Origin of the sequence: Pseudomonas sp. M5 (assembly GCF_016907075.1) — a bacterium.
Taxonomy (GTDB): domain Bacteria; phylum Pseudomonadota; class Gammaproteobacteria; order Pseudomonadales; family Pseudomonadaceae; genus Aquipseudomonas; species Aquipseudomonas putida_E.
Genome location: NZ_JAFBBH010000001.1, coordinates 3,937,843 through 3,960,081, shown reverse-complemented (window position 1 = coordinate 3,960,081; position 22,239 = coordinate 3,937,843). Strand labels below are relative to the sequence as shown.

Below are 22,239 nucleotides of genomic sequence, written 5' to 3'. Positions count from 1 at the left end.
CCACTTCAAGACTTGTCCCACACCTCGAAGTGATACGCAGGCTTGTCCGCTTCTGCCTGCGGCTCACTCGATGCCAGCTGCCACTGCGCCTTGTCGAACTCCGGGAACCACGCATCCCCTTGCGGCGAAAGCTCCACCCGGGTCAGATACATACGGTTCACCAAGCCCTTTTCCAGGGCCTGAGCGTACAACTGCGCGCCGCCGATCAGCATCAGTTCGTCAACACCCTGCTCATGTGCCCACTGCTCAGCGCGCTCCAGCGCATCTTCGAGCGAAGCGAACACTTCGGCCCCGGCCAGCACCAAGCCGGCCTGACGGCTGACCACGATGTTCAGGCGCCCCGGCAGCGGCCTGCCCAGCGAGTCCCAGGTCTTGCGGCCCATGATGATCGGCTTGCCCAAGGTGGTGGCCTTGAAATATTTGAAATCCCCCGGCAAGTGCCAGGGCATGGTGTTGTCGATGCCGATGACGCGGTTCTCGGCGAGGGCCGCAATCAGGCTGAGGGGGAGTGAAGTAGTCATGCCGGCGAGGATAGCAAACCCATGGTGGGTTATGCTTGCGCCCTGAACCGTGTGCAATGGAATACCCTGTGACTGGACATACTCCACTGGACAAGCGCTGGCTCACCGAAGCGGTGCGCCTGCGCGAGGAACACGCCGGCCCCCTGGAGGATCAGGAAGCCAACCGCCACGCCCGCCAGCAGGGCGGCGACCTGGCAGCCCGCATCGAAGCGCGCGCACTGTTCCTGGCCGAACGGGATGGCATGACCACTGCCCTGCAGCACTGGAAACAAGGCGCACGCCTGGCCCTGCTGGCGTTGCTGCTGTTGGCCATACTCAGCGGCGCGGGCCTTGCCTTTGCCGCCCTCGGCGATGGCCTGCGCCCGGTCAACGTGTTCTGGGCGCTGGGCAGCCTGCTCGGGCTCAACCTGCTGATGCTTCTGGGCTGGGCCGCCGGGCTGGCCTTGAGTGGCGAACATGGCGCCAGCCTCGGACGGCTGTGGCTCTGGCTGAGCGAACGCTTCGCGCGCGACACCAAGGCCGTACACCTGGCGCCAGCACTGCTGGTGCTACTGCAGCGCCAGCGCCTCAACCGCTGGTTGCTTGGCCTGCTCGTACACAGCTTGTGGCTGGCGGCCATGCTCAGTGCGCTGACACTACTGCTGGTGTTGCTTGCCACCCGGCGCTACGGCTTCGTCTGGGAAACCACCCTGCTCGCCCCCGAGCCCTTCATCACCCTTACCCAAACGCTTGGTGCCCTGCCCTCATTGCTCGGCTTTGCCGTGCCGGACGAGGGCATGATCCGCGCCAGCGGCGACACCCAGCTTGCCGTTGATATCGCCCGCCAGTCCTGGGCCAGCTGGCTGCTGGGCGTAGTGTTGGTTTATGGCCTGCTGCCGCGCCTGCTGTTGGCTGGCTTGTGCCTTTGGCGCTGGTACCAAGGTCGCCGACGCCTGGCCCTGGACCTCAGCCTGCCCGGCTACGCCCAACTGCGCGATGCACTGATGCCCCGCAGCGAACGGATTGGTGTGCAGGACACCGCCCCCGAAGCGTTGCCACAGTTCCAGGCAGGTCAACTGGAAACCGGCAGCAGTGGAGCCTTGCTGGTCGGCCTCGAACTGGACGACCAGCGCCCATGGCCGCCTGCGCTGGCCAAGGGGGTGACCGACGCCGGCCTACTCGACAGCCGTGAATCGCGCAACCGGCTGCTCGAGCAGTTGAGCCGCTTCCCTCCGGCACGCCTGGCCATCGCCTGCGACCCCCGCCGCTCACCTGACCGCGGCAGCCTGGCACTTCTGGCAGAGTTGGCACGCAATGCCGGTGCCACGCGCATCTGGTTGTTGCAGGCTGCCCCAGGCCAGGTCCTGGACGCCGAGCGCCTGGGGGACTGGCATGAAGCCCTCGACCGCCTGGGCCTGCCCCACGCCGACACCGCCCCCATGAGCTGGCTGGAGCATGGCCATGACTGAGCCCCTGAAACTGGCCGTGGTCGGCCACACCAATGTCGGCAAGACCTCGCTGCTGCGCACCCTGACCCGCGATGTCGGCTTCGGTGAGGTGTCTCATCGCCCGAGCACCACCCGCCACGTCGAGGGCGCGCGCCTTTCGGTGGACGGTGAGCCGCTGCTTGAGCTCTACGATACCCCCGGGCTGGAAGATGCCATTGCCTTGCTCGACTACCTGGAACGCCTCGAACGGCCGGGCGAGCGCCTGGACGGCCCGGCACGGCTGGAGCGCTTTCTGCAGGGCAGCGAAGCACGCCAGCGCTTCGAGCAGGAAGCCAAGGTGCTGCGCCAGTTGCTGGCAAGCAATGCCGGCCTGTATGTGATCGACGCGCGCGAGCCGGTGCTGGCCAAATACCGCGACGAACTGGAGGTGCTGGCCAGTTGCGGCAAGCCATTGCTGCCGGTGCTCAACTTCGTCGCCAGCAGCCAGCATCGCGAACCTGAATGGCGTGAGGCCCTGGCCCGCCTCGGGCTGCATGCGCTGGTAAGGTTCGACAGCGTTGCGCCCCCTGAAGACGGCGAGCGCCGCCTTTACGAGAGCTTGGCATTGCTGCTGGAAGACGCCCGCCCCGCCCTGCAGCGGCTGATCGACGACCAGCAGGCACAGCGGCTGGCCCGCCAGCACAGCGGTAAACGGCTGATCGCTGAGCTGCTGCTCGACTGCGCTGCGTGTCGGCGCAGCGTCGAAGCTGAACCAGCGGCTGAAGCCAAGGCCATCGAGGCCTTGCGCCAGGAGGTGCGCCAGCGAGAACAGCGCTGCGTCGAAGCGCTTCTGAAGCTCTACGGTTTCCGTCGCGAAGATGCCAATGCCGGTGACCTGCCGCTGTTGAACGGGCGCTGGGGCGATGACCTGTTCAACCCCGAAACCTTGAAGCTATTGGGCGTACGCCTGGGCAGCGGCGTGGCGGCAGGGGCTGCGGCCGGCGCGGGGGTCGACTTGCTGGTCGGTGGCCTTACGCTCGGTGCTGCCGCCTTGGCCGGAGCCATTGCCGGCGGAGCCCTGCAGACTGCACGCAACTATGGCGCACGGTTGATGGGCAAACTGAAGGGCCAGCGCGAGCTGACGGTGGACGATACGGTGTTGCGGCTATTGGCGTTGCGTCAGCAACAGTTGATGGCAGCACTGGATAGCCGCGGGCATGCAGCACAGAACAGTATTCGCCTGAATGAGCCGGACGAGAAAACCTGGCGTGAAGGCAAGCTTCCCGAGGCGCTGAGCAAAGCGCGGGCGCATCCGCAGTGGTCGACGCTCAATCCGGGAGCGCGAGTGAACCAGACTGAGCGGCAGGAACAGCTGGAAGCACTGGTATTGCAGATTTGAGCTATCCGATCCAGCCTGATCGCGGGTAAACCCGCGCCCTCAGGGTTGGCGTTGCCAACCTGAGGGCACAGGCCCCGCAGAGCTTACTGCTGCGCCACCTTCTCCGACTTGCCGTCATAACGCTTGCGCCACTCGGCCAGGATCTGGTCGCGGTTCTTCGAAGCCCAGGCGAAGTCGTTCTTGATCAGGCGCTGCTCGTAGTCCGCGGGGAGCTCGGTTTGCGGTTTGGCAATACCCGGGGCAGCGAGTACAGCGAAGTTCTCTTTGTACAGTTCCATGGCCGCAGGGCTTGCCGAGAAATCCGCCAGCCGCTTGGCGGCATCAGCCTTCGGTGAACCTTTGATCACTGCAGTCGCCTCGATCTCCCAGCCCAGGCCTTCCTTGGGCAGTACGATATCCAGTGGCGCGCCCTGGCGCTTGAGCTGCACCGCCGGGTACTCGAAGGAGATACCGATCGGGAACTCCCCTGCCGCTGCCAGTTTGCAAGGCTTGGAGCCGGAATGGACGTACTGGCCGATGTTCTGGTGCAGCGCGTCCATATAGGCCCAGCCCTGAGGCTCGCCAAAGGTCTGCAGCCACGCGCTCACATCCAGGAAACCGGTACCGGACGACGCCGGGTTCGGCATCACGATCTTGCCCTTGTACTCCGGCTTGGTCAGGTCCTGCCAGCTCACCGGTTTGCTCAGGCCCTGCTTCTGGGCCTCGATGGTATTGAAGCAGATCGTCGCGGCCCAAACGTCCATGCCGACCCACGCCGGAGGGTTGGCGGCGTCACGGTAGTTGGCGGAGATCTTGCCCAGGTCTCTCGGTGCATAGGCTTCGAGCATGCCGTTCTGGTCGAGGATGGCCAGGCTGGAAGCCGCCAGCCCCCACACCGCATCGGCCTGCGGGCGCTCTTTCTCGGCCAGCAGCTTGGCAGTGATGATGCCGGTGGAGTCACGCACCCACTTGATTTCGATGTCCGGGTTGGCCTTTTCGAAGGCCTGCTTGTAGGTCTTGAGCTGCTCGGCTTCCAGGGCGGTGTAGACGGTCAGCTGCGTAGTGGCGGCCGAAGCCTGCAGGCTGAATACAGCGGTCACGGCAGCGGCAAGTGCGAGGGGCTTGAACATGATGCGTTTCCTGTCAGTGTGGGCAGTCGGTCAATGGCCGGGAGCGCGCTGGCGCCAGGCCTGGGAGCGGCGCAGCAGGCCGCGGGAAGCGCCGGCCAGCAGCAGCGATGCAGCCGCACTGGTCAGCAGGATCAAGGTCGACATGGCGGCAGCGCCGCCGACATTGCCGGCATCGTCCATGTTCAGCACGGCGACGGCGGCGAGGATGGTGTCGGGGCTGTACAGGAAGATTGCCGCCGATACCGTGGTCATGGCCGAGACGAACAGATAACGGATGATGTCCAGCAGTGCAGGCAGGCAGATCGGCACGGTCACCCGCACGAAGTGCTTGTACAACGGCGCCTTGAGCGACAGCGCGGCGGCCTCGAACTCCCCATCGAGCTGGCGCAACGCCGTGGTTGCGGTCATCTGCGCAGTGGTCAGGTAGTGGGCGATGGTGCACACCACCAACAGCCCCATGCCGCCATAGAAAACGTGCAGTGGGTTGCCATTGAGGTTGAAGAAGAAGACATAGCCCAGGCCCAGCACCAACCCCGGTACCGCCATGGGGATGAAGCTGAGCAGGCGCAGGGCCTGGTTGAGCAAACGCTGGCCCTGGGTTTTCTCCATCAGGTAGGCACCGGCAAAGATCACCATGCTGCCGATCAGCGCGGTGCCGATGGCCATGGTCACACTGTTGCGATAGGCCAGCCAGCCACCGCCGGCGGTGTCTTCGAACATGTAGTGCTTGAACGACAAGGTCAGGTTGTAGGGCCAGAAGGTCACCAGTGACGAGTACACCGCCATGCCGATCACGCCCACCAGCACCGTGCATACCAGCATGACGATCACCAGATAACAGGCATCACGCCCGGGCGACGGCTTGGGTTCGAATACCTGGGCACGACCACTCATGGCCTCGCCCTGACGGCGACGCAGCCAGGCATCGACCGCAAAGCTCAGCAATGCCGGCACCAGCAGCACCATGCCGATCAATGCACCCCGGCCGAACTGCTGCTGGCCGACGACCGCCTTGTAGGCCTCGAGCGCCAGCACCTGGTAGTCGCCACCGACAACCACCGGTACACCGAAATCGGTGATGGTCAGGGTGAACACCAGGCAGAACGCCGCGAACACCGCCTGGCGCGTTGCCGGCCAGGTAATGCTGCGAAACGCCCGCGACGCCCCGGCCCCCATGCTGGAGGCGGCATCGAACAACCGTGCATCGGCCAGCGACAAGGCCGACAGCAGGATCATCAGCGCATGCGGGAAGGTGTAGATGGCCTCCCCCAGGACTATGCCCCAGAAGCCATAGATGTTGTCACTGAGCAACCCGCGCAGCAGGCCTTGGTTACCGAACAGGTAGACCAGGGCAATCGCCGGCAACATCGACGGTGCCAGCAGTGGCAGCAGCGAGATACCCCGCCACAGCCCCTTGGCCGGGATCAGCGTGCGCTGCAAGGCATAAGCGAACAGGTATGCCAGGGGGACCACGATCGCGGCAACCGTGAAGGCAACCGACAAGCTGTTGCCAAGCAGCCAGTGGAAGTTGTCGCTGGCAAACAGTTCACGGGCCGCCAGCAGACCGCCACCCTGGCCGGCATCGCCGCTGAAGCCGCGCCAGAAGATCGCCAGCAACGGCATCAGCACCGCCAGCAACAGCAAGGCCAGCAGCAGGCACTTGCCACCGACGACGAACAGCCGATCACCGAATGCAACATCATTGCGCGCTGTGTGCTTGGGCTGGGCCAGCGGCAAAGGCATGGGCGCGGCCATCTCAGGCAAACACCTGCAGGCTCTGCGGCGGCAGGGCCACCCAGATGTCCTGCGAGCCCAAGTGTGGCATGGCTTCTGGCGCCAGTTCGGCGAGCAGCGGATGGCCCGGCAGGGCCTTGAATTCAAAGCTCATGCGGCAGCGGTTGCCAAGGAATGTGATTTCGCGGACCTTGGCCGGGAACAGGTTTTCTTCATGCACCACCGGGTTGACAGTGATAGCCTCCGGGCGGCAGAACAACCGGCCGCTGCTGGCCCGCGGCGCACCCGCTGCCAGGCGCATGCTCATGGCGCCCACCTGGGCATGGCTGTCGCCAGTACGCTGAAACGGCAGCCAGTTGCCCTGGCCAACGAACTCGGCAACGAACGGCGTGGACGGCTGATCGTAGATTTCCTGAGGGGTGGCGTACTGCTCGACCTGGCCGTTGTTCATCACCGCAATGCGGTCGGCCATCAGCATGGCTTCGTCCTGGTTGTGGGTGACCATCAGCGTGGTGATACCCAGTTGACGCTGCAGCTGTCGAAGTTCGGTACACAGGTGCTCACGCACACGCGCATCCAGCGCCGACATAGGCTCGTCGAGCAACAGCAGCGAAGGCGACGGGGCCAGGGCACGGGCCAACGCAACCCGCTGCTGTTGCCCCCCGGACAATTGCCCGGGATATTTCTTTTCACTGCCGGCCAGGCCTACCAGGTCCAGCATCTCGGCTACGCGCTGGCGGCTTTCTTCACGGCCACTGCGGTTCAGGCCGTAGGCAATGTTGGCTTCGACGGTGAGGTTGGGGAATAGCGCGTAAGATTGAAAGAGGATGCCGTAGTCACGCGCCTGTGGGGGCAATTCGCTGATGTCACGCTCACCGATGTACAACTCGCCACGGTCTTGGCGTTCCAGCCCTGCGATGCAGCGCAGCAGGGTGGTCTTGCCGCAGCCGGAAGGGCCGAGCAGGCAAACCAGCTCGCCGGCGGCGATGTCCAGGGAGACATCGTTCAACGCCGTGAAGGCGCCGAAACGCTTGTGGATACCGCGCACTTTCATTTGTGCGCCCGGGGTGGCGTGGTTCATGGCAAAGCCTCATCGAGCAGATGTGGCCATGCTAGAAAGGCTGTGCGAAGGTTCTGTGGCGGCGAGGCAAAAGCGGGCGATAGTGGTATAGGCAGATTTTGTAGTGACGTTGCAGGTTCAGAACTGCGACCCCACCACTTCCTGCGCCACCCCGAGGAAGGCTGCCGGCAACCGGGCCTGGCGTCTTTCCTTAAGGCAGTACAGGTACTCATGCATCACCGGCGCATCTTCCAGTGTCAGCACCCGCAGCTCCGAGTTGTGCGGCACCTCGTGCCGGGCAATCACGCTGATGCCGATATTGCGCAGCACCGCCTCACGGATCGACTCGCGGCTGCCGATTTCCAGCACCGCTTCGGCCTTCACCCCAGCGCCGTGCATCATTTCTTCGGTGAGTTTGCGCGTGGTCGAACCTTTCTCGCGCATCAGCAGGCATTGCCCTGCCACCACCTCGATAGACACCACCTGACGCTGCGCCAGCGGGTGATTGCGGTGCACCGCCACCACCAGCGGGTCAGTGCCCAGCACGCGCCTCACCAGGCGAGCATCCTCCACCAACTGTGACGAGGCGGCGAGATCGACGCGGTAGTCCTCCAGCATCTCCAGCACCTGCTGCGAATTACCGATCTCCACGGCCACGCCCACCTGTGGCAAGCGCTCACGGAAGATCTTCACCAGATCGAGGATGTAATACGGCGCGGTGGCAGCGATGCGCAGGTTGCCTTGGGCATGGCCGCTGTTGCGCAGCTCGAACTCGATGTCGGCTTCCTGTTGCAGCAGCGCCTTGACCATTGGCAGCAGGCGCACGCCCTCCTCGCTCAGCACCAGGCGCCGGCCGCCGCGGTAGAACAGCTCCACCGCGTACTGGCTTTCGAGGTTGCGGATCTGGGTGGTCACCGTCGGCTGGCTGAGGCCAAGCTTCTTCGCCGCCAGGGTGATGCTGCCCAGGCGGGCCACCATGTAGAAGGCTTTGAGCTCGGCACTCAGCATTGCTGGGCTCCGCAGCCGCAAAAGCAGCCGTAAGCAGAGGCAGCGCTGTGTAGTTTCATAAGTCTCGATTCCACCTCGATCAGCTTGTAGCTTGCAGCTGCTACTTGCGCAAAAGGCGCAGGCCGTTGAACACCACCAGCAGGCTTACGCCCATGTCGGCGAACACCGCCATCCACAGCGTGGCCATGCCGGCAAAGGTGATTGCCAGGAAGATGGCCTTGATGCCCAACGCCAGCACGATGTTCTGCTTAAGGATCGCCGCACTTTGCCGCGACAGCCTGACGAAGGCCGGGATTTTGCGCAAGTCGTCATCCATCAGCGCCACATCGGCGGTCTCGATGGCGGTGTCGGTACCGGCAGCCGCCATGGCGAAACCGATCTCGGCACGGGCCAGCGCCGGCGCATCGTTGATGCCATCACCGACCATGCCAACCCGGTGCCCCTGGGCGTAGAGCTGCTCGATCGTGCTCAGCTTGTCGGCAGGGAGCAGGTTGCCTTCGGCGCGGTCGATACCGACCTGGGCAGCGATGGCCTGGGCGGTATGGGGATTGTCGCCGGTAAGCATGACAGTCTTGATGCCCAGCGCGTGCAGCTCGGCGATAGCCTCACGGCTGCTGTCCTTGACCGTGTCGGCGACGGCAAACAGCGCCAGCGGGCCAGAGCGGTCGAGCAACAGCACCACGGTCTTGCCTTGGCGCTCGAGTTGGTCCAACTGTGCTTCGAGCTGCGGTGAGCACAAGCCCAGCTCTTCGACCAGACGATGGTTGCCCAGGTGATAGGTTTCGCCATCGATGTCACCACGCACACCGCGCCCCGCCAAGGCAGCGAACGCGCTGACCTCACTCAGGGCCAGCCCCTGCGCCCTGGCCAACTGGGCGATGGCAGCCGATACCGGGTGGTCTGAGCGCTCGGCCAGGCTTGCCGCCAGTGCCTGGGCGCGGCCTTCGAACAATGGGTCTAGCACCTTGGTATCGGTCTGCACCGGCTTGCCGTAGGTGAGAGTGCCAGTCTTGTCCAGGGCCAGGAAGTCCAGCTTGCGGCCCCCTTCCAGGTACACACCCCCCTTGATCAGGATGCCCTTGCGCGCCGCAGCCGCCAGGCCACTGACAATGGTCACCGGGGTGGAAATCACCAGGGCACATGGGCAGGCCACCACCAACAGCACCAAGGCGCGGTAGACCCAGTCGAACCAGGCGCCGGCCATGAGCAGCGGCGGGATGAGCGCTACGGCCAAAGCCAGGGCGAACACCACAGGCGTGTAGATGCGCGAGAAGGTATCGACGAAACGCTGGGTAGGCGCTCGAGCGCCCTGCGCCTGCTCAACGGCCTTGATGATACGGGCCAATGTGGAATGCCCTGCCACTGCAGTTACCCGGTACTCCAGAGCGCCGGCCTGATTGATGGTGCCGGCGAACAGCTTGTCGCCAGGGGCCTTGTCCACAGGCAGGCTCTCGCCGGTGATCGGTGCCTGATCGACGCTGGATTGCCCACTGACCACTTCACCGTCCAGGCCGATACGCTCACCGGGGCGTACCCGCACGAGCGCACCGATCGCTACGTGGCGCACCTCGGCCTCACGCCATTGGCCGTCAGCCTGCTGCACCGTGGCCATGTCCGGCGTAAGCTGCATCAGGCCACTGATGGCATGGCGCGCACGGTCAAGTGAACGTGCCTCGATCAGTTCGGCGATGGTGAACAGCACCATGACCATGGCCGCCTCAGGCCACTGGCCGATCAGCACGGCACCGGTCACGGCAATGCTCATCAGCGCGTTGATGTTCAGGTTGCGGTTTTTAAGGGCAATCCAGCCCTTCTTGTAGGTGCCCAGGCCACAGCCAAGGATCGCTGCCAGCGCCAGCGCGGCTACCACCCACTCGGGCGCCAGCGCGCTGAAATGGATGATTTCAGCGGCGATCGCCGCGATGCCGGACAATGCCAATGGCCACCAGCGAGTCTTGGCTGGCGCGGGTGCGATCACGCCACCCTCATCCTCTACAGCCAGCGGTTCTGCCTTCATGCCCAGGCTTTCGATGGCCCGCTCGATCTCAGCAGTGCCATCCAAGGTATGGCGCACGCCCAGCACGCGGTTGATCAGGTTGAACTCCAGCTGCTCGATGCCGGCCAGCTTGCCGAGCTTGTCCTGGATCAAGGTCTGTTCTGTCGGGCAGTCCATGGCTTGTATGCGAAAACGGCTGAGCCGGGCCTGGTCACTGGCCTTTTCGCTCAATTGCACAAACGCAGGCGCCGCACTGGAACCGCAGCAACTGTGCGCATGTGCGTCGTGGCAATGGCTTTTACCGGCGTTGACGTGGTCATGGTCATGCACGTGTTCGTGGCTGACAGGCTGGTTCATGGGGTCATCCTTAGTGAGCACCTGTTGCCAAGTGAACACCCTGTAGCCACTATAGGGTCAAGCCACCTGATGGAGAATCGCCATGAAAATCGGAGAACTGGCCAAAGCCACCGACTGTGCGGTGGAGACCATTCGTTATTACGAGCGTGAGCAGCTACTGCCAGAGCCAGCGCGTACCGACGGTAATTACCGGCTGTACACCCAGGCCCATGTCGAGCGGCTGACCTTTATCCGCAACTGCCGCACCCTGGACATGACCCTGGACGAAATACGCAGCCTTTTGCGCCTGCGCGATAGCCCGGCGGGCTCATGTGGCAGCGTCAATGCGTTGATAGACGAACATATCGAACACGTGCAGGCGCGGATCGATGGCCTGGTGGCATTGCAGGAGCAACTGGTGGAGTTACGCAGACGGTGCAGTGCGCAGGGAGAGGAATGCGCGATCTTGCAGCGTTTGGAGGTGAACGGAGCCGTATCCGTGCCGGATACCGAGCATTCGCACGTGGGGCGTAGCCACGGGCATTGAAGCCGCTGGGGCTGCTGCGCAGCCCTGGGCATTTGCGCGAATCAGACCGCCATCGGCGCCGTCATCGGTGCATGGTGCTCATAGCCTTCCAGGCTGAAATCGCTCGGTTCGATCTTCTCCAGCCATTCTGGCTCGTACTTGCCCGTCTCGGCGAACGCAGGCACGCGGTCGCTGATCACCAGCTTCGGTGCTTCCAGCGGCTCGCGCTTGAGTTGCTCGTTAAGCATGTCCAGATGGTTTTCGTACACATGGGCATCGCCAATGAAGTACGTGAACCAGCGCGGCGTATAGCCCGTCAGGCGGCCGAACAGCGACAGCAGCGCCGCACCTTCGGTGAGGTTGAACGGTGTGCCCAGGCCCAAGTCATTGGAGCGGATGTAGAGCGTCAGGGAGATTTCCCTGGTCTGGACATTGGGGTGGAACTGGTACAGCAGGTGGCACGGCGGCAGCGCCATTTCGTCCAGCTGCGCGCAGTTCCAGCCATGGAACAGGATGCGCCGGCTGCCCGGGTCGTTGGCTATGGTGTCCAGGCACTGACGCACTTGGTCGATGGCCTTGTACAGCACGACGAACGCCTGGCCATCTTCCTCGTCCTGGGCAATCCTGCGAAAGCCCGCTTTTTCGGCCATCTCGATCGCTGCCGGGTTGCTCAGCGGGATGCGCTTGTAGCCCGGCCACTGGCGCCACTGCACACCGTAAATCTCGCCGAGGTCGTCATGGCCCTGGCGGAACGGGTTGGCCAGCCACTGGGCGTTCTCGTTGGCGTTCTGATCCCACACCTTGCAGCCCAGTTCGCGGAATTCACCCGCGTTCTTCACGCCACGCAGGAAGCCGACCATTTCGCCGATGGCAGACTTGAATGCCAGCTTGCGCGTGGTGATGGCCGGAAAGCCCTTTTGCAGATCGAAGCGCAGCATGGCGCCCGGCAGGCTGATGGTGCGGATGCCCGTGCGGTTTTCCTGCAGAGTGCCGTTTTCGATGACGTCACGGACCAGGTCCAGATACTGTTTCATGGCTTACCTGTAGCAAGAACGGCAGGGGGATCGCCCCTGCCGTTGGGAATCAGATGGCGGGTTTCGCCGTGGGTTTGCGATTATAAGCCCACCAGATCAATCCGAGGCCGGCCAGAATCATCGGGATGCAGAGTATCTGACCCATGGTCAGCCAGCCCCAGGCAATGTAGCCCAGCTGGGCATCCGGCACGCGGACGAATTCGACGATGAAGCGGAAGATGCCGTAGAACAGGGCGAACATCCCGGAAACCGCCATGGTCGGGCGCGGCTTGCGCGAGAACAGCCAGAGGATCGCGAACAACGCCACGCCTTCCAGGGCGAACTGGTACAGCTGCGATGGGTGGCGCGGCAGCTGGGCCGGGTCGCTGAACGGCGGGAAGATCATCGCCCACGGCACGTCGGTCGGCTTGCCCCACAATTCGGCGTTGATGAAGTTGCCGATACGCCCTGCCCCCAGGCCAATCGGCACCAGCGGTGCGACGAAGTCCATCAGTTCGAAGAATGACTTGTTGTTGCGCTTGCCGAACCACAAGGCCGCCAGCATCACGCCGATGAAGCCGCCGTGGAACGACATGCCACCCTTCCATACCTCGAAGATCAACGTCGGGTTGGCCAGGTAGGCGTGCAGGTCGTAGAACAGCACATAACCCAAGCGCCCGCCGACGATCACCCCCATCGACAACCAGAACACCAGGTCAGAGAGCTTTTCACGCGACCAGGTGGGGTCGAAACGGTTGAGCCGGCGCGAGGCGAGCAGCCACGCGCCACCAATGCCGATCAGGTACATCAGGCCGTACCAATGGATTTTCAGCGGCCCGAGCGCAACGGCCACGGGGTCTATCTGCGGGTAAGGCAGCATGGATATTCCTCTGGTTTCAAATCAAAAAGCTCAGGCCTACGCAAAACAGCAGCGCGGCGAACAAGCGCTTGAGCAGGCGGGGCGACAACTTGTGCGCCAGCCGCGCGCCGAAGCGGGCGAAAAACATGCTGGTCACGGCAATGCCGACCAGCGCTGGCAGGTACACGAAGCCCACGCTATGGGCTGGCAGATGCTCATCGTGCCAACCCAGCCACATGAAACTCAGGGCGCTGGCCACGGCAATCGGCAGGCCGCAGGCCGAAGACGTGGCCACCGCCTGCTGCATCGGCAGGCTGCGCCAGGTCAGGAATGGCACGGTCAACGAACCACCGCCGATGCCGAAGATCGCCGAGGCCCAACCGATCACGCCACCGGCACCGATCAGTGCGGGCTTGCCGGGAATGCCGCGGCTGGCCTTGGGCTTGAGGTCCAGTGCCATCTGCGCGGCAATGATCAGCGCGAATACGCCGATGATCTTCTGCAACAGCGGGCCCTGGATAAGCGAAGCCGTCTTCGCGCCCACCCCGGCGCCCAGCAGGATACCCACGGTCATCCAGGCGAAGATCGGCCACTGCACCGCGCCCCGACGATGGTGCTCGCGCACGGCATTGATCGATGTGAAGACGATGGTTGCCAGCGAGGTACCCACCGCCAGGTGAGTGAGCACCGAAGCGTCGAAGCCCTGCAGGGTGAAGCTGAACACCAGCACCGGCACGATGATGATGCCGCCGCCCACGCCGAACAGCCCGGCCAGCACGCCGGCACAGGCGCCCAGAAGCAGATAGAGTGCGAACTCCATTCGTCGTCCCCGAAAAAACAATCCGGCATGGTAACGGAAGCCGGGCTCGGGGCTCTAGTGAACTCTGTGACAGGATGGATCGGCGCCGCCGCAGTGGGTAGAGTGGCAAAAAACCCAGAGGCCCAACCTATGTGCCTGATCGTATTCGCCTGGCGGCCAGGGCATGCCCTGCCGCTGATCGTGGCGGCCAACCGCGACGAGTTCTATGCCCGGCCCACGCAGGCGCTGGCAGCCTGGGAAGATGCGCCCGGCGTGCATGCAGGGCGTGACCTGGAGGCCGGTGGTACCTGGCTGGGCGTGGGGCCGCAGGGGCGGTTCGCCGCGCTGACCAACATTCGCGACCCAGGGCAGCCGTTGGGCCCCCGCTCACGCGGCGAGCTGGTGGCGGCATACCTGCAGGGTGAACTTGGGGTCGAGGCCTATCTGGACCAGGTCGCCAGCCGCAGCAAGCAGTATTCGGGGTTCAACCTGCTGGTGGGCGATGGTGTGCGCCTGGGGTATCTGCACGCTCGAGACGCGGCGCCGCGCTTGCTGGCGGCTGGGGTGTATGGGCTTTCCAATGCCGGGCTGGATACGCCGTGGCCCAAGCTGGTCAAGGCGCGCGACGGGCTGGAACGGTTACTGGGGTCAGCAGACCCACAGCGTTTGATGGCGTTGCTGGCCGATGGTGAGACGGCGCCTGAGGCAGAGCTGCCGGAAACTGGCGTGGGGGTGGCGACAGAGAAGCTGCTGTCGAGTGTGTTTATTGCCAGCCAGAATTATGGGACGCGGGCCAGTACGGTGCTGATCGTGGATGATCAGGGTAAAAGACGGCTTGTCGAGCGCAGTTTCGGGCCTTTTGGGGGCCACCTGGGGGAGGTTGAGCTTTGGGTTTGAGGGCCATGGGGCTGCTTTGCAGCCCTTTCGCGACACAAGGCCGCTCCTACCAGGGTCGCGTCGCCTGTAGGAGCGGCCTTGTGTCGCGAAAGGGCCGCAAAGCGGCCCCATAATTCACAGGGTCTTGTTGGCCTCTGGCCCGATCATCCGCGCCAGCCCCAGGTTCTTCAGCGCCAATTGCAACGAGCTGTGGATAACCTGCGGGTTGTCATGGCTCAGGGCATCGGCCAGCAGCTCCTTGGCCTTGCTCATGTTTATCTGGCGCAGCATCCACTTCACCTTCGGTAGGTTGGTGGCGTTCATCGACAAGCTGTCGAAGCCCATGGCCATCAACAGGACCGCTGCTGCCGGATCACCGGCCATCTCGCCGCAGATACTGACTGGCTTGCCCTCGCCATGGGCATCACGCACCACGGTGTTCAAGGCTTGCAGCACTGCCGGGTGCAGGTAGTCGTAAAGGTCGGCAACCCGCGGGTTGTTGCGGTCTACTGCCAGCAGGTACTGGGTCAGGTCGTTGGAGCCTACCGAAAGGAAATCCACCTGACGCGCCAGCTCCTTGGTCTGGTAAACCGCGGCCGGGATCTCGACCATCACGCCAACCGGTGGCATCGGCACGTCCGTGCCTTCGTCACGCACCTCGCCCCAGGCGCGGTGAATCAGGTGCAGCGCCTCTTCCAGTTCGTGAATGCCGGAGATCATCGGCAGCAGAATGCGCAGGTTGTTCAGGCCTTCGCTGGCTTTGAGCATGGCGCGGGTCTGGACCAGGAAGATTTCCGGGTGGTCGAGGGTCACGCGGATGCCACGCCACCCCAGGAACGGGTTTTCTTCCTTGATCGGGAAGTAGGACAGCGCCTTGTCCCCGCCGATGTCGAGGGTACGCATGGTCACCGGCAGCGGGTGAAACGCCGCCAACTGCTCGCGATAGATGGCCAACTGCTCTTTTTCGCTGGGGAAGCGCTGGTTGATCATGAACGGCACTTCTGTGCGGTACAGGCCCACCCCTTCGGCGCCCCGCTGCTGGGCACGGGCCACGTCGGCAAGCAGGCCGGTGTTGACCCACAGCGGCATGCGATGGCCGTCCGGGGTGATGCAAGGCAGTTCGCGCAACGCATCCAGGCCCTGGGCCAGCTGACGCTCTTCTTCGACCACCTCGCTGTATTGCTTGCGCAGCACGTCGCTGGGGTTGGTGAACACCTCGCCCTTGTAGCCATCGACGATCAGCTCGATACCATCGACCTTGGAATACGGCAGGTCGACCAGGCCCATCACCGTCGGGATACCCATGGCACGGGCCAGGATGGCAACGTGGGAGTTGCCCGAGCCCAGCACCGAGACCAGGCCCACCAGCTTGCCTTCCGGCACCTCACCCAGCATCGCCGGGGTCAGTTCCTCGCTGACCAGGATGGTGTTGTCGGCATACACCAGCGATTGCGAACGGGCTTGCTGGAGGTAGGCCAGCAGACGGCGACCGAGGTCTTTCACGTCCGAGGCGCGCTCGCGCAGGTAATCGTCGTCCATCAGCTCGAACCGGCTGACGTGCTCGCCGACCACCTGGCGCAGGGCGCCCTGGGCCCACTGGCCGGTCTTGATGACGTCAGTCACCTCACCGCCGAGGGCTGCGTCCTCAAGCATCATCAGGTACACGTCGAACAGCGCGCGTTCTTCCGGGCGCAACTGGGTGGCCAGTTTGGCCGAAAGCTTGCGCATGTCGGCGCGCACGCCCTCGAGGGCGTTGTGGAACAGTTTGAGTTCAGCGTCGATGTCTTCGACCGTCTTGTCCGGCACCACCTCAAGGTCGGCAGGCGGCAACATGACCACGGCTCGGCCGACGGCAGCACCCGGCGAGCCTGGTACGCCGACGAAGCGCGCTTCCTGGATGCCCTTGCCCTGGCGGCCCAGGCCACGAATCGAGCCGGTGGCCTCGGCGTGAGCGATAACCCCGGCGAGTTGAGCGCTCATGGTGACCAGGAAAGCTTCTTCACCCTCGTCGAACTGGCGGCGTTCTTTCTGCTGAATGACCAGCACGCCGACCACACGACGGTGGTGGATGATCGGTGCACCCAGGAAGGACGCGAAACGCTCCTCGCCCGTTTCAGCGAAGTAGCGGTACCGTGGGTGATCAGCGGCGTTTTCCAGGTTCAGCGGCTCTTCCCGGGTACCGACCAGACCAACCAGGCCTTCGTTGGGGGCCATGCTGACCTTGCCGATGGATCGCTTGTTGAGGCCTTCGCTGGCCATCAGCACGAAGCGGTTGGTTTCCGGGTCGAGCAGGTAGACCGAGCAGACCTGGCTGCCCATGGCCTCCTTGACGCGCAAGACAATGATCCCCAACGCCGTCTTGAGATCTTTGGCGGAGTTCACTTCCTGGACGATCTTGCGCAGCGTATTGAGCATGGCTCGGGGTCGAACTCCGTCGTCAGTCGCGCGTCAAAAGACGCGGTGCTAGCTCTTTCAGGGCGCGGCGATACACTTCACGCTTGAAGGTCACCACCTGGCCCAGCGGGTACCAATAGCTGACCCAGCGCCAGCCATCGAATTCAGGCTTGCCGGTCAGGTCCATCCGCACCCGTTGCTCATTGCTCACCAGGCGCAGCAAAAACCATTTCTGCTTCTGGCCGATACACAGCGGTTGGCTGTGGGTACGTACCAGACGCTGGGGTAAACGATAACGCAACCAGCCGCGGGTGCAGGCAAGAATTTCCACATCATCGCGTTCAAGGCCAACTTCTTCGTTCAGCTCGCGGTACAGGGCATCTTCCGGCGTCTCGTCAGGGTTGATACCACCCTGAGGGAATTGCCAGGCATCCTGGTTGATCCGCCGAGCCCATAGCACCTGCCCGGCATCATTCGTGAGAATGATCCCGACATTTGGGCGAAAACCATCCGGGTCGATCACGGTAGCAACCTCGCAAACGCATGTCACCGCATTGTTCCACAAAGCCTGCGAGCGCAGCAACGCGCCCGCCACGCTTATGTGCAGCGAGGTGAAAACTCCGTATTCTGCGGGCCTTCCCTATGGCTGACGCGAGTAACCGCAATGCGCCTGGCTTTATTCGACCTGGACAATACCCTCCTCGGTGGCGACAGTGACCACGCGTGGGGTGATTACCTGTGCGAACGGGGGATTCTTGACCCGATCGCGTACAAACAACGCAACGATGCCTTCTACCAGGATTACCTGAACGGCACCCTCGACCTGCAGGCCTACCTGGCCTTTTCCATGGAAATCCTCGCAGCCACCGAACCCGCCCAGCTCGACCAATGGCACCGCGAGTTCATGCGCGACTGCATCGAGCCGATCATCCTGCCCAAGGCCCTGGCCCTGCTGCAGCAACACCGGGAGGCAGGGGACCAACTGGTGATCATCACCGCCACCAACCGTTTCGTCACCGCGCCGATTGCCCGCCGTCTTGGCGTTCGCACGCTATTGGCGACCGAATGCGAAACACGCGATGGCCGCTATACCGGGCGCAGTACCGATATACCGTGCTTCCGTGAAGGCAAGGTGACGAGGCTGGAACGCTGGATGCTGGAGAACGGGTTCGACCTGCAAGACAGCTACTTCTATAGCGACTCGATGAATGACTTGCCGCTGTTGCAGCGGGTGTCACATGCTGTCGCGGTGGACCCGGACCCTAACCTGCAGGCTGAGGCTGAGCGGCGCGGGTGGCCGGTGATTTCGCTTAGGGACTGAGCCTTTTTGGGGCTGCAGAGCGGCCCGGCCAGCTTCAGACCGGCTTGGCGCCCATCAACCCGGCGATGGACAGGAAGCAGACACCGCTGAAGACCGCCAGGGCCAGGGTAAACCGCAAACCCACCGCCTCAGCCTTGCGCAGCCGGTTCAGACGCACCAGCAACCACCACGCGGCGAACGCACCGAGGGTATAGATGACGCTGGACGCCAGCACCCAGGTCTGCCCCAGCGGCCAACCTACCAGGTGAACCAGCCACCAACCGGTGAACGGCATGCTCAGCAGGCTCACGCCCATCACCAGCCAGACGAACACCAAAGGCCGACGCAGCAGCTTGCCATAAGCCTGGGCGTCGCCTTGACGCCGGGCGCGTACGGTCCAGATCGCCAAACCCAGTGCGCCCAGCAATAACAGGGCGGTGGCAATGAGGTGCAGGGCCTTGAGGGTGGTCAGGTGTTCCATGTCTTCACATCCTTGGGGGGTTAGCCAAGCTTAGTCGCTCAACCCAGGAAGAGCCGGTAAGCGGGATTGTCGGTCTCATCCCAGTACGGATACCCAATCTTGGCCAGCGCCGCCGGCACCAGGTGGCGTTCGTCCTCCGGCACCTGCAACCCGGCCACCACACGCCCGTCGGCGGCGCCGTGGTTGCGGTAGTGGAACATCGAGATGTTCCAGCGCCCGCCCAGCTTGTTGAGGAAGTTGAACAGCGCCCCCGGCCGCTCAGGGAACTCGAAGCGCAGCACGATCTCGTCGCGTGCACCGGCCGAATGGCCACCCACCATGTGGCGGATGTGCATCTTGGCCAGTTCGTTGTCAGTCAGGTCGGTAACAGGGAAACCCTGCTCGGTCAGTTGCTGCACCAACGCAGCGCGTGGGTCGTTCTCCGGATGGGTCTGCACGCCAACGAAGATATGGGCTTCGTCGGATGTGTGCTTGCGGTAGTTGAATTCGGTGATCTGGCGCTTGCCGATGGCCTCGCAGAACGCCTTGAAGCTGCCCGGCCGCTCGGGGATGGTCACGGCGATGATCGCTTCGCGCTTCTCGCCCAGCTCGGCACGCTCGGCGACGTGACGCAGGCGGTCGAAGTTGACGTTGGCGCCCGAGTCGATAGCCACCAGCGTTTGCCCGCTGACGCCGTTGAGCTCCACATACTTCTTGATGCCAGCGACACCCAAGGCACCTGCAGGTTCGGTGATCGAGCGGGTATCGTCGTAGATATCCTTGATTGCTGCACAGATCTCGTCAGTGCTGACGGTGATCACTTCATCCACATGCAAGCGGCAGATGTCGAAGGTATGCTGACCGATCTGGGCCACGGCCACGCCATCGGCGAACAGCCCAACCTGCGGCAGCACCACGCGCTCGCCAGCGGCCATGGCTGCCTGCAGGCAATTGGAGTCATCCGGTTCGACGCCAATCACCTTGATTTCCGGGCGCAGGTATTTCACGTAGGCGGCGATGCCGGCGATCAGCCCACCGCCGCCCACCGGCACGAAGATCGCATCCAGCCGGCCTGGGTGCTGGCGCAGGATTTCCATGGCCACGGTGCCTTGCCCGGCAATGGTGTGCGGGTCGTCATAAGGGTGGATATAGACGAAGCCCTTCTCATCGACCAGTTTCAGCGAGTAGGCCAGCGCCTCGGGGAACGAATCGCCATGCAATACCACCTTGCCGCCACGCGAGCGTACGCCTTCGATCTTGATCTCCGGGGTGGTCTTGGGCATCACGATGGTGGCCTTGATGCCCAGCTCGCGGGCTGCCAGGGCCAGCCCCTGTGCATGGTTGCCGGCCGAGGCGGTGACCACGCCGCGGGCCAGTTCTTCCGGGCTCAGTTGCGCCAGCTTGTTGTACGCCCCACGGATCTTGAAGGAGAACACCGGCTGCAGGTCTTCACGCTTGAGCAGAATCTGGTTGCCCAGGCGCTTGCTCAGTTGCCCGGCGCTGTGCAGCGGGGTTTCGACAGCGACGTCGTAGACGCGCGAGGTGAGGATCTTCTTGACGTACTGTTCGAGCATCGGGAAAGCATCACTGGCCGCGGGACAAGGGCTGCGAGTCTACCCCAGCGCTACGTCGGGCGACCACAGCAAAGCCGCCCGAGCCGTTATACTAGCCTCCTTTCATTACCGCCCTGCCCCTTTCCGGAGCCCGCATGACCCAGGACCAACTCAAACAGGCCGTCGCCCAGGCCGCTGTCGACTTCATTCTGCCCAAGCTGGATGAAAAGAGCGTCGTCGGCGTCGGCACCGGTTCGACTGCCAACTTTTTCATTGACGCCCTGGCCCAGCACAAGACGGCGTTCGACGGCGCGGTCGCCAGCTCCGAGGCCACGGCACAGCGTCTGAAGGGCCATGGCATCCCGGTCTATGAGCTGAACAGCGTCAGCGAGCTGGAGTTCTATGTCGACGGCGCCGACGAGAGCGATGCACACCTGAACCTGATCAAAGGCGGTGGCGCGGCACTGACGCGCGAAAAAATCGTCGCGGCCGTGGCCAAGACCTTCATCTGCATCGCCGATGCCAGCAAGCTGGTGCCGGTGCTGGGCGCCTTCCCGCTGCCGGTCGAGGTGATCCCGATGGCCCGCAGCCACGTGGCGCGCCAACTGGTCAAGCTGGGTGGCGACCCGGTGTACCGTGAGGGTGTGGTCACCGATAACGGCAACGTGATCCTGGATGTGTACAACCTGCAGATCACCAACCCCGTAGAGCTGGAGGCGCAGATCAATGCGATCGTCGGCGTGGTGACCAATGGCCTGTTTGCCGCACGGCCGGCAGACTTGCTGTTGCTGGGCACCCCTGAAGGCGTGAAGAGCCTGAAAGCCGAGTGATGCCATTGCCGGCAAGCTGGCTCCCCCAGGCAATCCACAGCAGTGGTGACCGCGTGGGAGGCGGCCTGCCGGCAATTACGCTCAAAAGCCCAGTCAATCCGTGGGCTGTTTGAACACATAGAACAGGTTCGGCTCACTGACCAGATAAATGGTCCCCGCTTCATCCATGGCAATCCCCTCCGCCTGCGGCACCGTCTGCTTGAGCCCCTGGTACCCCTTGCGCAGCGACAGCGTGCTCAACGGTTTACCTTTCACATCCAGCTCCAGCACCAGGCGTGATTCATCCGACAACGCCAGCAGATGCCCGCTGCGCTCGTCGAACTGCAGGCTGGAAAGATCCCTCACGAACAGCCGCGCATCGCGCTTGCGGTCCTGCACCACATGCACTGCATAGGGCTGCTCCGGGTTTTCATGGGGAAACCCGTGAATTTCGTAGATCACCATCGGGTCTCGCTCCTTGGCCACGAACAGGCGTTTGCCCGCCGAGTCGTAGGCCAGCCCCTCGAACCCCTTGTTGCCGTTCAGGCCGATACCAAGGCTCAACTGCTCGGCATCGTGGGCATCCAGGAACATCGTGTCGTCCTCAAGGCGCACGCGAATCAGCCGTTGCTGGCGCTCATCGGTGATCACGTAACTGTTGGGCCCTACGTATTCGACCGCCTCGGGGTCGCCGAAACCGGTCAACGGCACCCGCCGCAGGATACGACCGTCGAGGGACAACTCGATCAGTTCGGACCGCTTGTTGGTCACCGTGAACAGGGTCTTGCGGTCGGGGTCGTAAGTCAGTGCCGAAACATCATCGTCCAGCCCGTCTATAGGCTGCGCCTCGGTCACTACCCGATAGCGATCCAGGCCCATGCTTTGCTCAGCGGGCTGCCACCAGGTCTTGAAGTTGAACCAGCCACGCTCGAGCAAACGGAACTGCTGCTCCGCCACGCCCAGCAAGAGCACGGCGAGCAGGCCAATGACAGCCAGGACCAGGGGCATACGAACATAGCGACGCATAGGGCAGACTCGGTTTGAGGATGACGAATCTAACCACGAACAACTGAAGTAAAGC

At 63.4% G+C, this 22,239-nt stretch carries 20 protein-coding genes; 6 read left to right on the top strand and 14 right to left on the bottom strand.

The genetic code is table 11. The annotated features are described in order from the left end of the window. Positions 1-5: 5 nt before the first annotated feature. Positions 6-521, bottom strand: coding sequence for a dihydrofolate reductase (locus JOE27_RS18070; protein WP_204919397.1), 516 nt, complete (start codon positions 519-521; stop codon positions 6-8). Between the two features lie 56 nt (positions 522-577). Here JOE27_RS18070 and JOE27_RS18065 point away from each other — a divergent pair, with 56 nt between their 5' ends. Further along, a complete protein-coding gene (locus JOE27_RS18065) occupies positions 578-1,969 on the top strand; it encodes a DUF2868 domain-containing protein (protein WP_204919395.1) in 1,392 nt (463 codons plus the stop codon). Next, entirely contained in the window at positions 1,962-3,326 is a 1,365-nt protein-coding gene (locus JOE27_RS18060) for a GTPase/DUF3482 domain-containing protein (protein ID WP_125923622.1), read from the top strand. Before JOE27_RS18065 ends, JOE27_RS18060 begins: the two co-directional genes overlap by 8 nt. A gap of 83 nt (positions 3,327-3,409) precedes the next feature. Here the strand turns inward: JOE27_RS18060 and JOE27_RS18055 are convergent, their stop codons facing one another. The 5 genes from JOE27_RS18055 to JOE27_RS18035 all read right to left on the bottom strand — a co-directional run bounded on the left by JOE27_RS18055 (position 3,410) and on the right by JOE27_RS18035 (position 10,590). Further along, positions 3,410-4,435 (bottom strand): putative 2-aminoethylphosphonate ABC transporter substrate-binding protein, encoded by a 1,026-nt coding sequence (locus tag JOE27_RS18055; RefSeq protein ID WP_204919393.1) that lies wholly within the window; start codon positions 4,433-4,435, stop codon positions 3,410-3,412. 30 nt (positions 4,436-4,465) lie between these two features. Further along, positions 4,466-6,190 carry a putative 2-aminoethylphosphonate ABC transporter permease subunit gene (locus JOE27_RS18050; protein WP_046787014.1) on the bottom strand — a complete coding sequence of 575 codons (1,725 nt, stop codon included), beginning with the start codon at positions 6,188-6,190 and terminating at the stop codon, positions 4,466-4,468. A gap of 1 nt (position 6,191) precedes the next feature. Then, on the bottom strand, positions 6,192-7,250 hold the full coding sequence (locus tag JOE27_RS18045) for a putative 2-aminoethylphosphonate ABC transporter ATP-binding protein (protein WP_046787013.1): 1,059 nt from the start codon (positions 7,248-7,250) through the stop codon (positions 6,192-6,194). 117 nt (positions 7,251-7,367) lie between these two features. Further along, complete coding sequence (locus JOE27_RS18040) at positions 7,368-8,237, bottom strand: LysR substrate-binding domain-containing protein (protein ID WP_046787012.1); 870 nt, start codon at positions 8,235-8,237, stop codon at positions 7,368-7,370. A gap of 100 nt (positions 8,238-8,337) precedes the next feature. Continuing rightward, positions 8,338-10,590 (bottom strand): heavy metal translocating P-type ATPase, encoded by a 2,253-nt coding sequence (locus JOE27_RS18035; RefSeq protein WP_204919391.1) that lies wholly within the window; start codon positions 10,588-10,590, stop codon positions 8,338-8,340. A gap of 82 nt (positions 10,591-10,672) precedes the next feature. Between JOE27_RS18035 and cadR the strand changes: the two genes are divergently transcribed. Further along, positions 10,673-11,116, top strand: a complete 444-nt coding sequence (gene cadR, locus JOE27_RS18030) for a cadmium resistance transcriptional regulator CadR (RefSeq protein ID WP_119688108.1) — start codon at positions 10,673-10,675, stop codon at positions 11,114-11,116. A gap of 41 nt (positions 11,117-11,157) precedes the next feature. On the opposite strand, the gene JOE27_RS18025 is transcribed toward cadR, so the two are convergent. The 3 genes from JOE27_RS18025 to JOE27_RS18015 are packed head-to-tail and all read right to left on the bottom strand — an operon-like array spanning position 11,158 to position 13,787. Further along, positions 11,158-12,129 (bottom strand): thymidylate synthase, encoded by a 972-nt coding sequence (locus JOE27_RS18025; protein WP_012312270.1) that lies wholly within the window; start codon positions 12,127-12,129, stop codon positions 11,158-11,160. 49 nt (positions 12,130-12,178) lie between these two features. After that, positions 12,179-12,988 carry a prolipoprotein diacylglyceryl transferase gene (gene lgt, locus JOE27_RS18020; RefSeq protein WP_046787008.1) on the bottom strand — a complete coding sequence of 270 codons (810 nt, stop codon included), beginning with the start codon at positions 12,986-12,988 and terminating at the stop codon, positions 12,179-12,181. Between the two features lie 16 nt (positions 12,989-13,004). Next, a complete protein-coding gene (locus JOE27_RS18015) occupies positions 13,005-13,787 on the bottom strand; it encodes a sulfite exporter TauE/SafE family protein (RefSeq protein WP_046787007.1) in 783 nt (260 codons plus the stop codon). Positions 13,788-13,916: 129 nt separating this feature from the next. Here JOE27_RS18015 and JOE27_RS18010 point away from each other — a divergent pair, with 129 nt between their 5' ends. Continuing rightward, the gene (locus tag JOE27_RS18010) at positions 13,917-14,663 is read left to right on the top strand and encodes an NRDE family protein (protein ID WP_174141037.1); all 747 of its coding nucleotides are present in this window, start codon (positions 13,917-13,919) and stop codon (positions 14,661-14,663) included. 114 nt (positions 14,664-14,777) lie between these two features. Here JOE27_RS18010 and ptsP read toward each other — a convergent pair whose 3' ends face one another. Together ptsP and JOE27_RS18000 are read right to left on the bottom strand one after the other, a co-directional pair. Next, the gene (ptsP, locus tag JOE27_RS18005; protein ID WP_046787005.1) at positions 14,778-17,057 is read right to left on the bottom strand and encodes a phosphoenolpyruvate--protein phosphotransferase; all 2,280 of its coding nucleotides are present in this window, start codon (positions 17,055-17,057) and stop codon (positions 14,778-14,780) included. Between the two features lie 22 nt (positions 17,058-17,079). Beyond that, a complete protein-coding gene (locus JOE27_RS18000; RefSeq protein ID WP_003249017.1) occupies positions 17,080-17,559 on the bottom strand; it encodes an RNA pyrophosphohydrolase in 480 nt (159 codons plus the stop codon). 141 nt (positions 17,560-17,700) lie between these two features. Between JOE27_RS18000 and JOE27_RS17995 the strand changes: the two genes are divergently transcribed. After that, complete coding sequence (locus tag JOE27_RS17995; RefSeq protein WP_115273343.1) at positions 17,701-18,357, top strand: HAD family hydrolase; 657 nt, start codon at positions 17,701-17,703, stop codon at positions 18,355-18,357. A 34-nt stretch (positions 18,358-18,391) separates the two neighbouring features. Here the strand turns inward: JOE27_RS17995 and JOE27_RS17990 are convergent, their stop codons facing one another. Together JOE27_RS17990 and ilvA are read right to left on the bottom strand one after the other, a co-directional pair. Further along, positions 18,392-18,817, bottom strand: a complete 426-nt coding sequence (locus tag JOE27_RS17990) for a DUF2269 family protein (protein ID WP_119688106.1) — start codon at positions 18,815-18,817, stop codon at positions 18,392-18,394. Positions 18,818-18,855: 38 nt separating this feature from the next. After that, complete coding sequence (ilvA, locus tag JOE27_RS17985) at positions 18,856-20,370, bottom strand: threonine ammonia-lyase, biosynthetic (RefSeq protein ID WP_115273341.1); 1,515 nt, start codon at positions 20,368-20,370, stop codon at positions 18,856-18,858. Positions 20,371-20,504: 134 nt separating this feature from the next. Here ilvA and rpiA point away from each other — a divergent pair, with 134 nt between their 5' ends. Then, positions 20,505-21,179, top strand: a complete 675-nt coding sequence (gene rpiA / locus JOE27_RS17980) for a ribose-5-phosphate isomerase RpiA (protein WP_012312262.1) — start codon at positions 20,505-20,507, stop codon at positions 21,177-21,179. Positions 21,180-21,272: 93 nt separating this feature from the next. On the opposite strand, the gene JOE27_RS17975 is transcribed toward rpiA, so the two are convergent. After that, positions 21,273-22,184: an SdiA-regulated domain-containing protein gene (locus JOE27_RS17975; protein WP_046787001.1), complete on the bottom strand. Its 912-nt coding sequence runs from the start codon at positions 22,182-22,184 to the stop codon at positions 21,273-21,275. Positions 22,185-22,239: the final 55 nt, after the last annotated feature.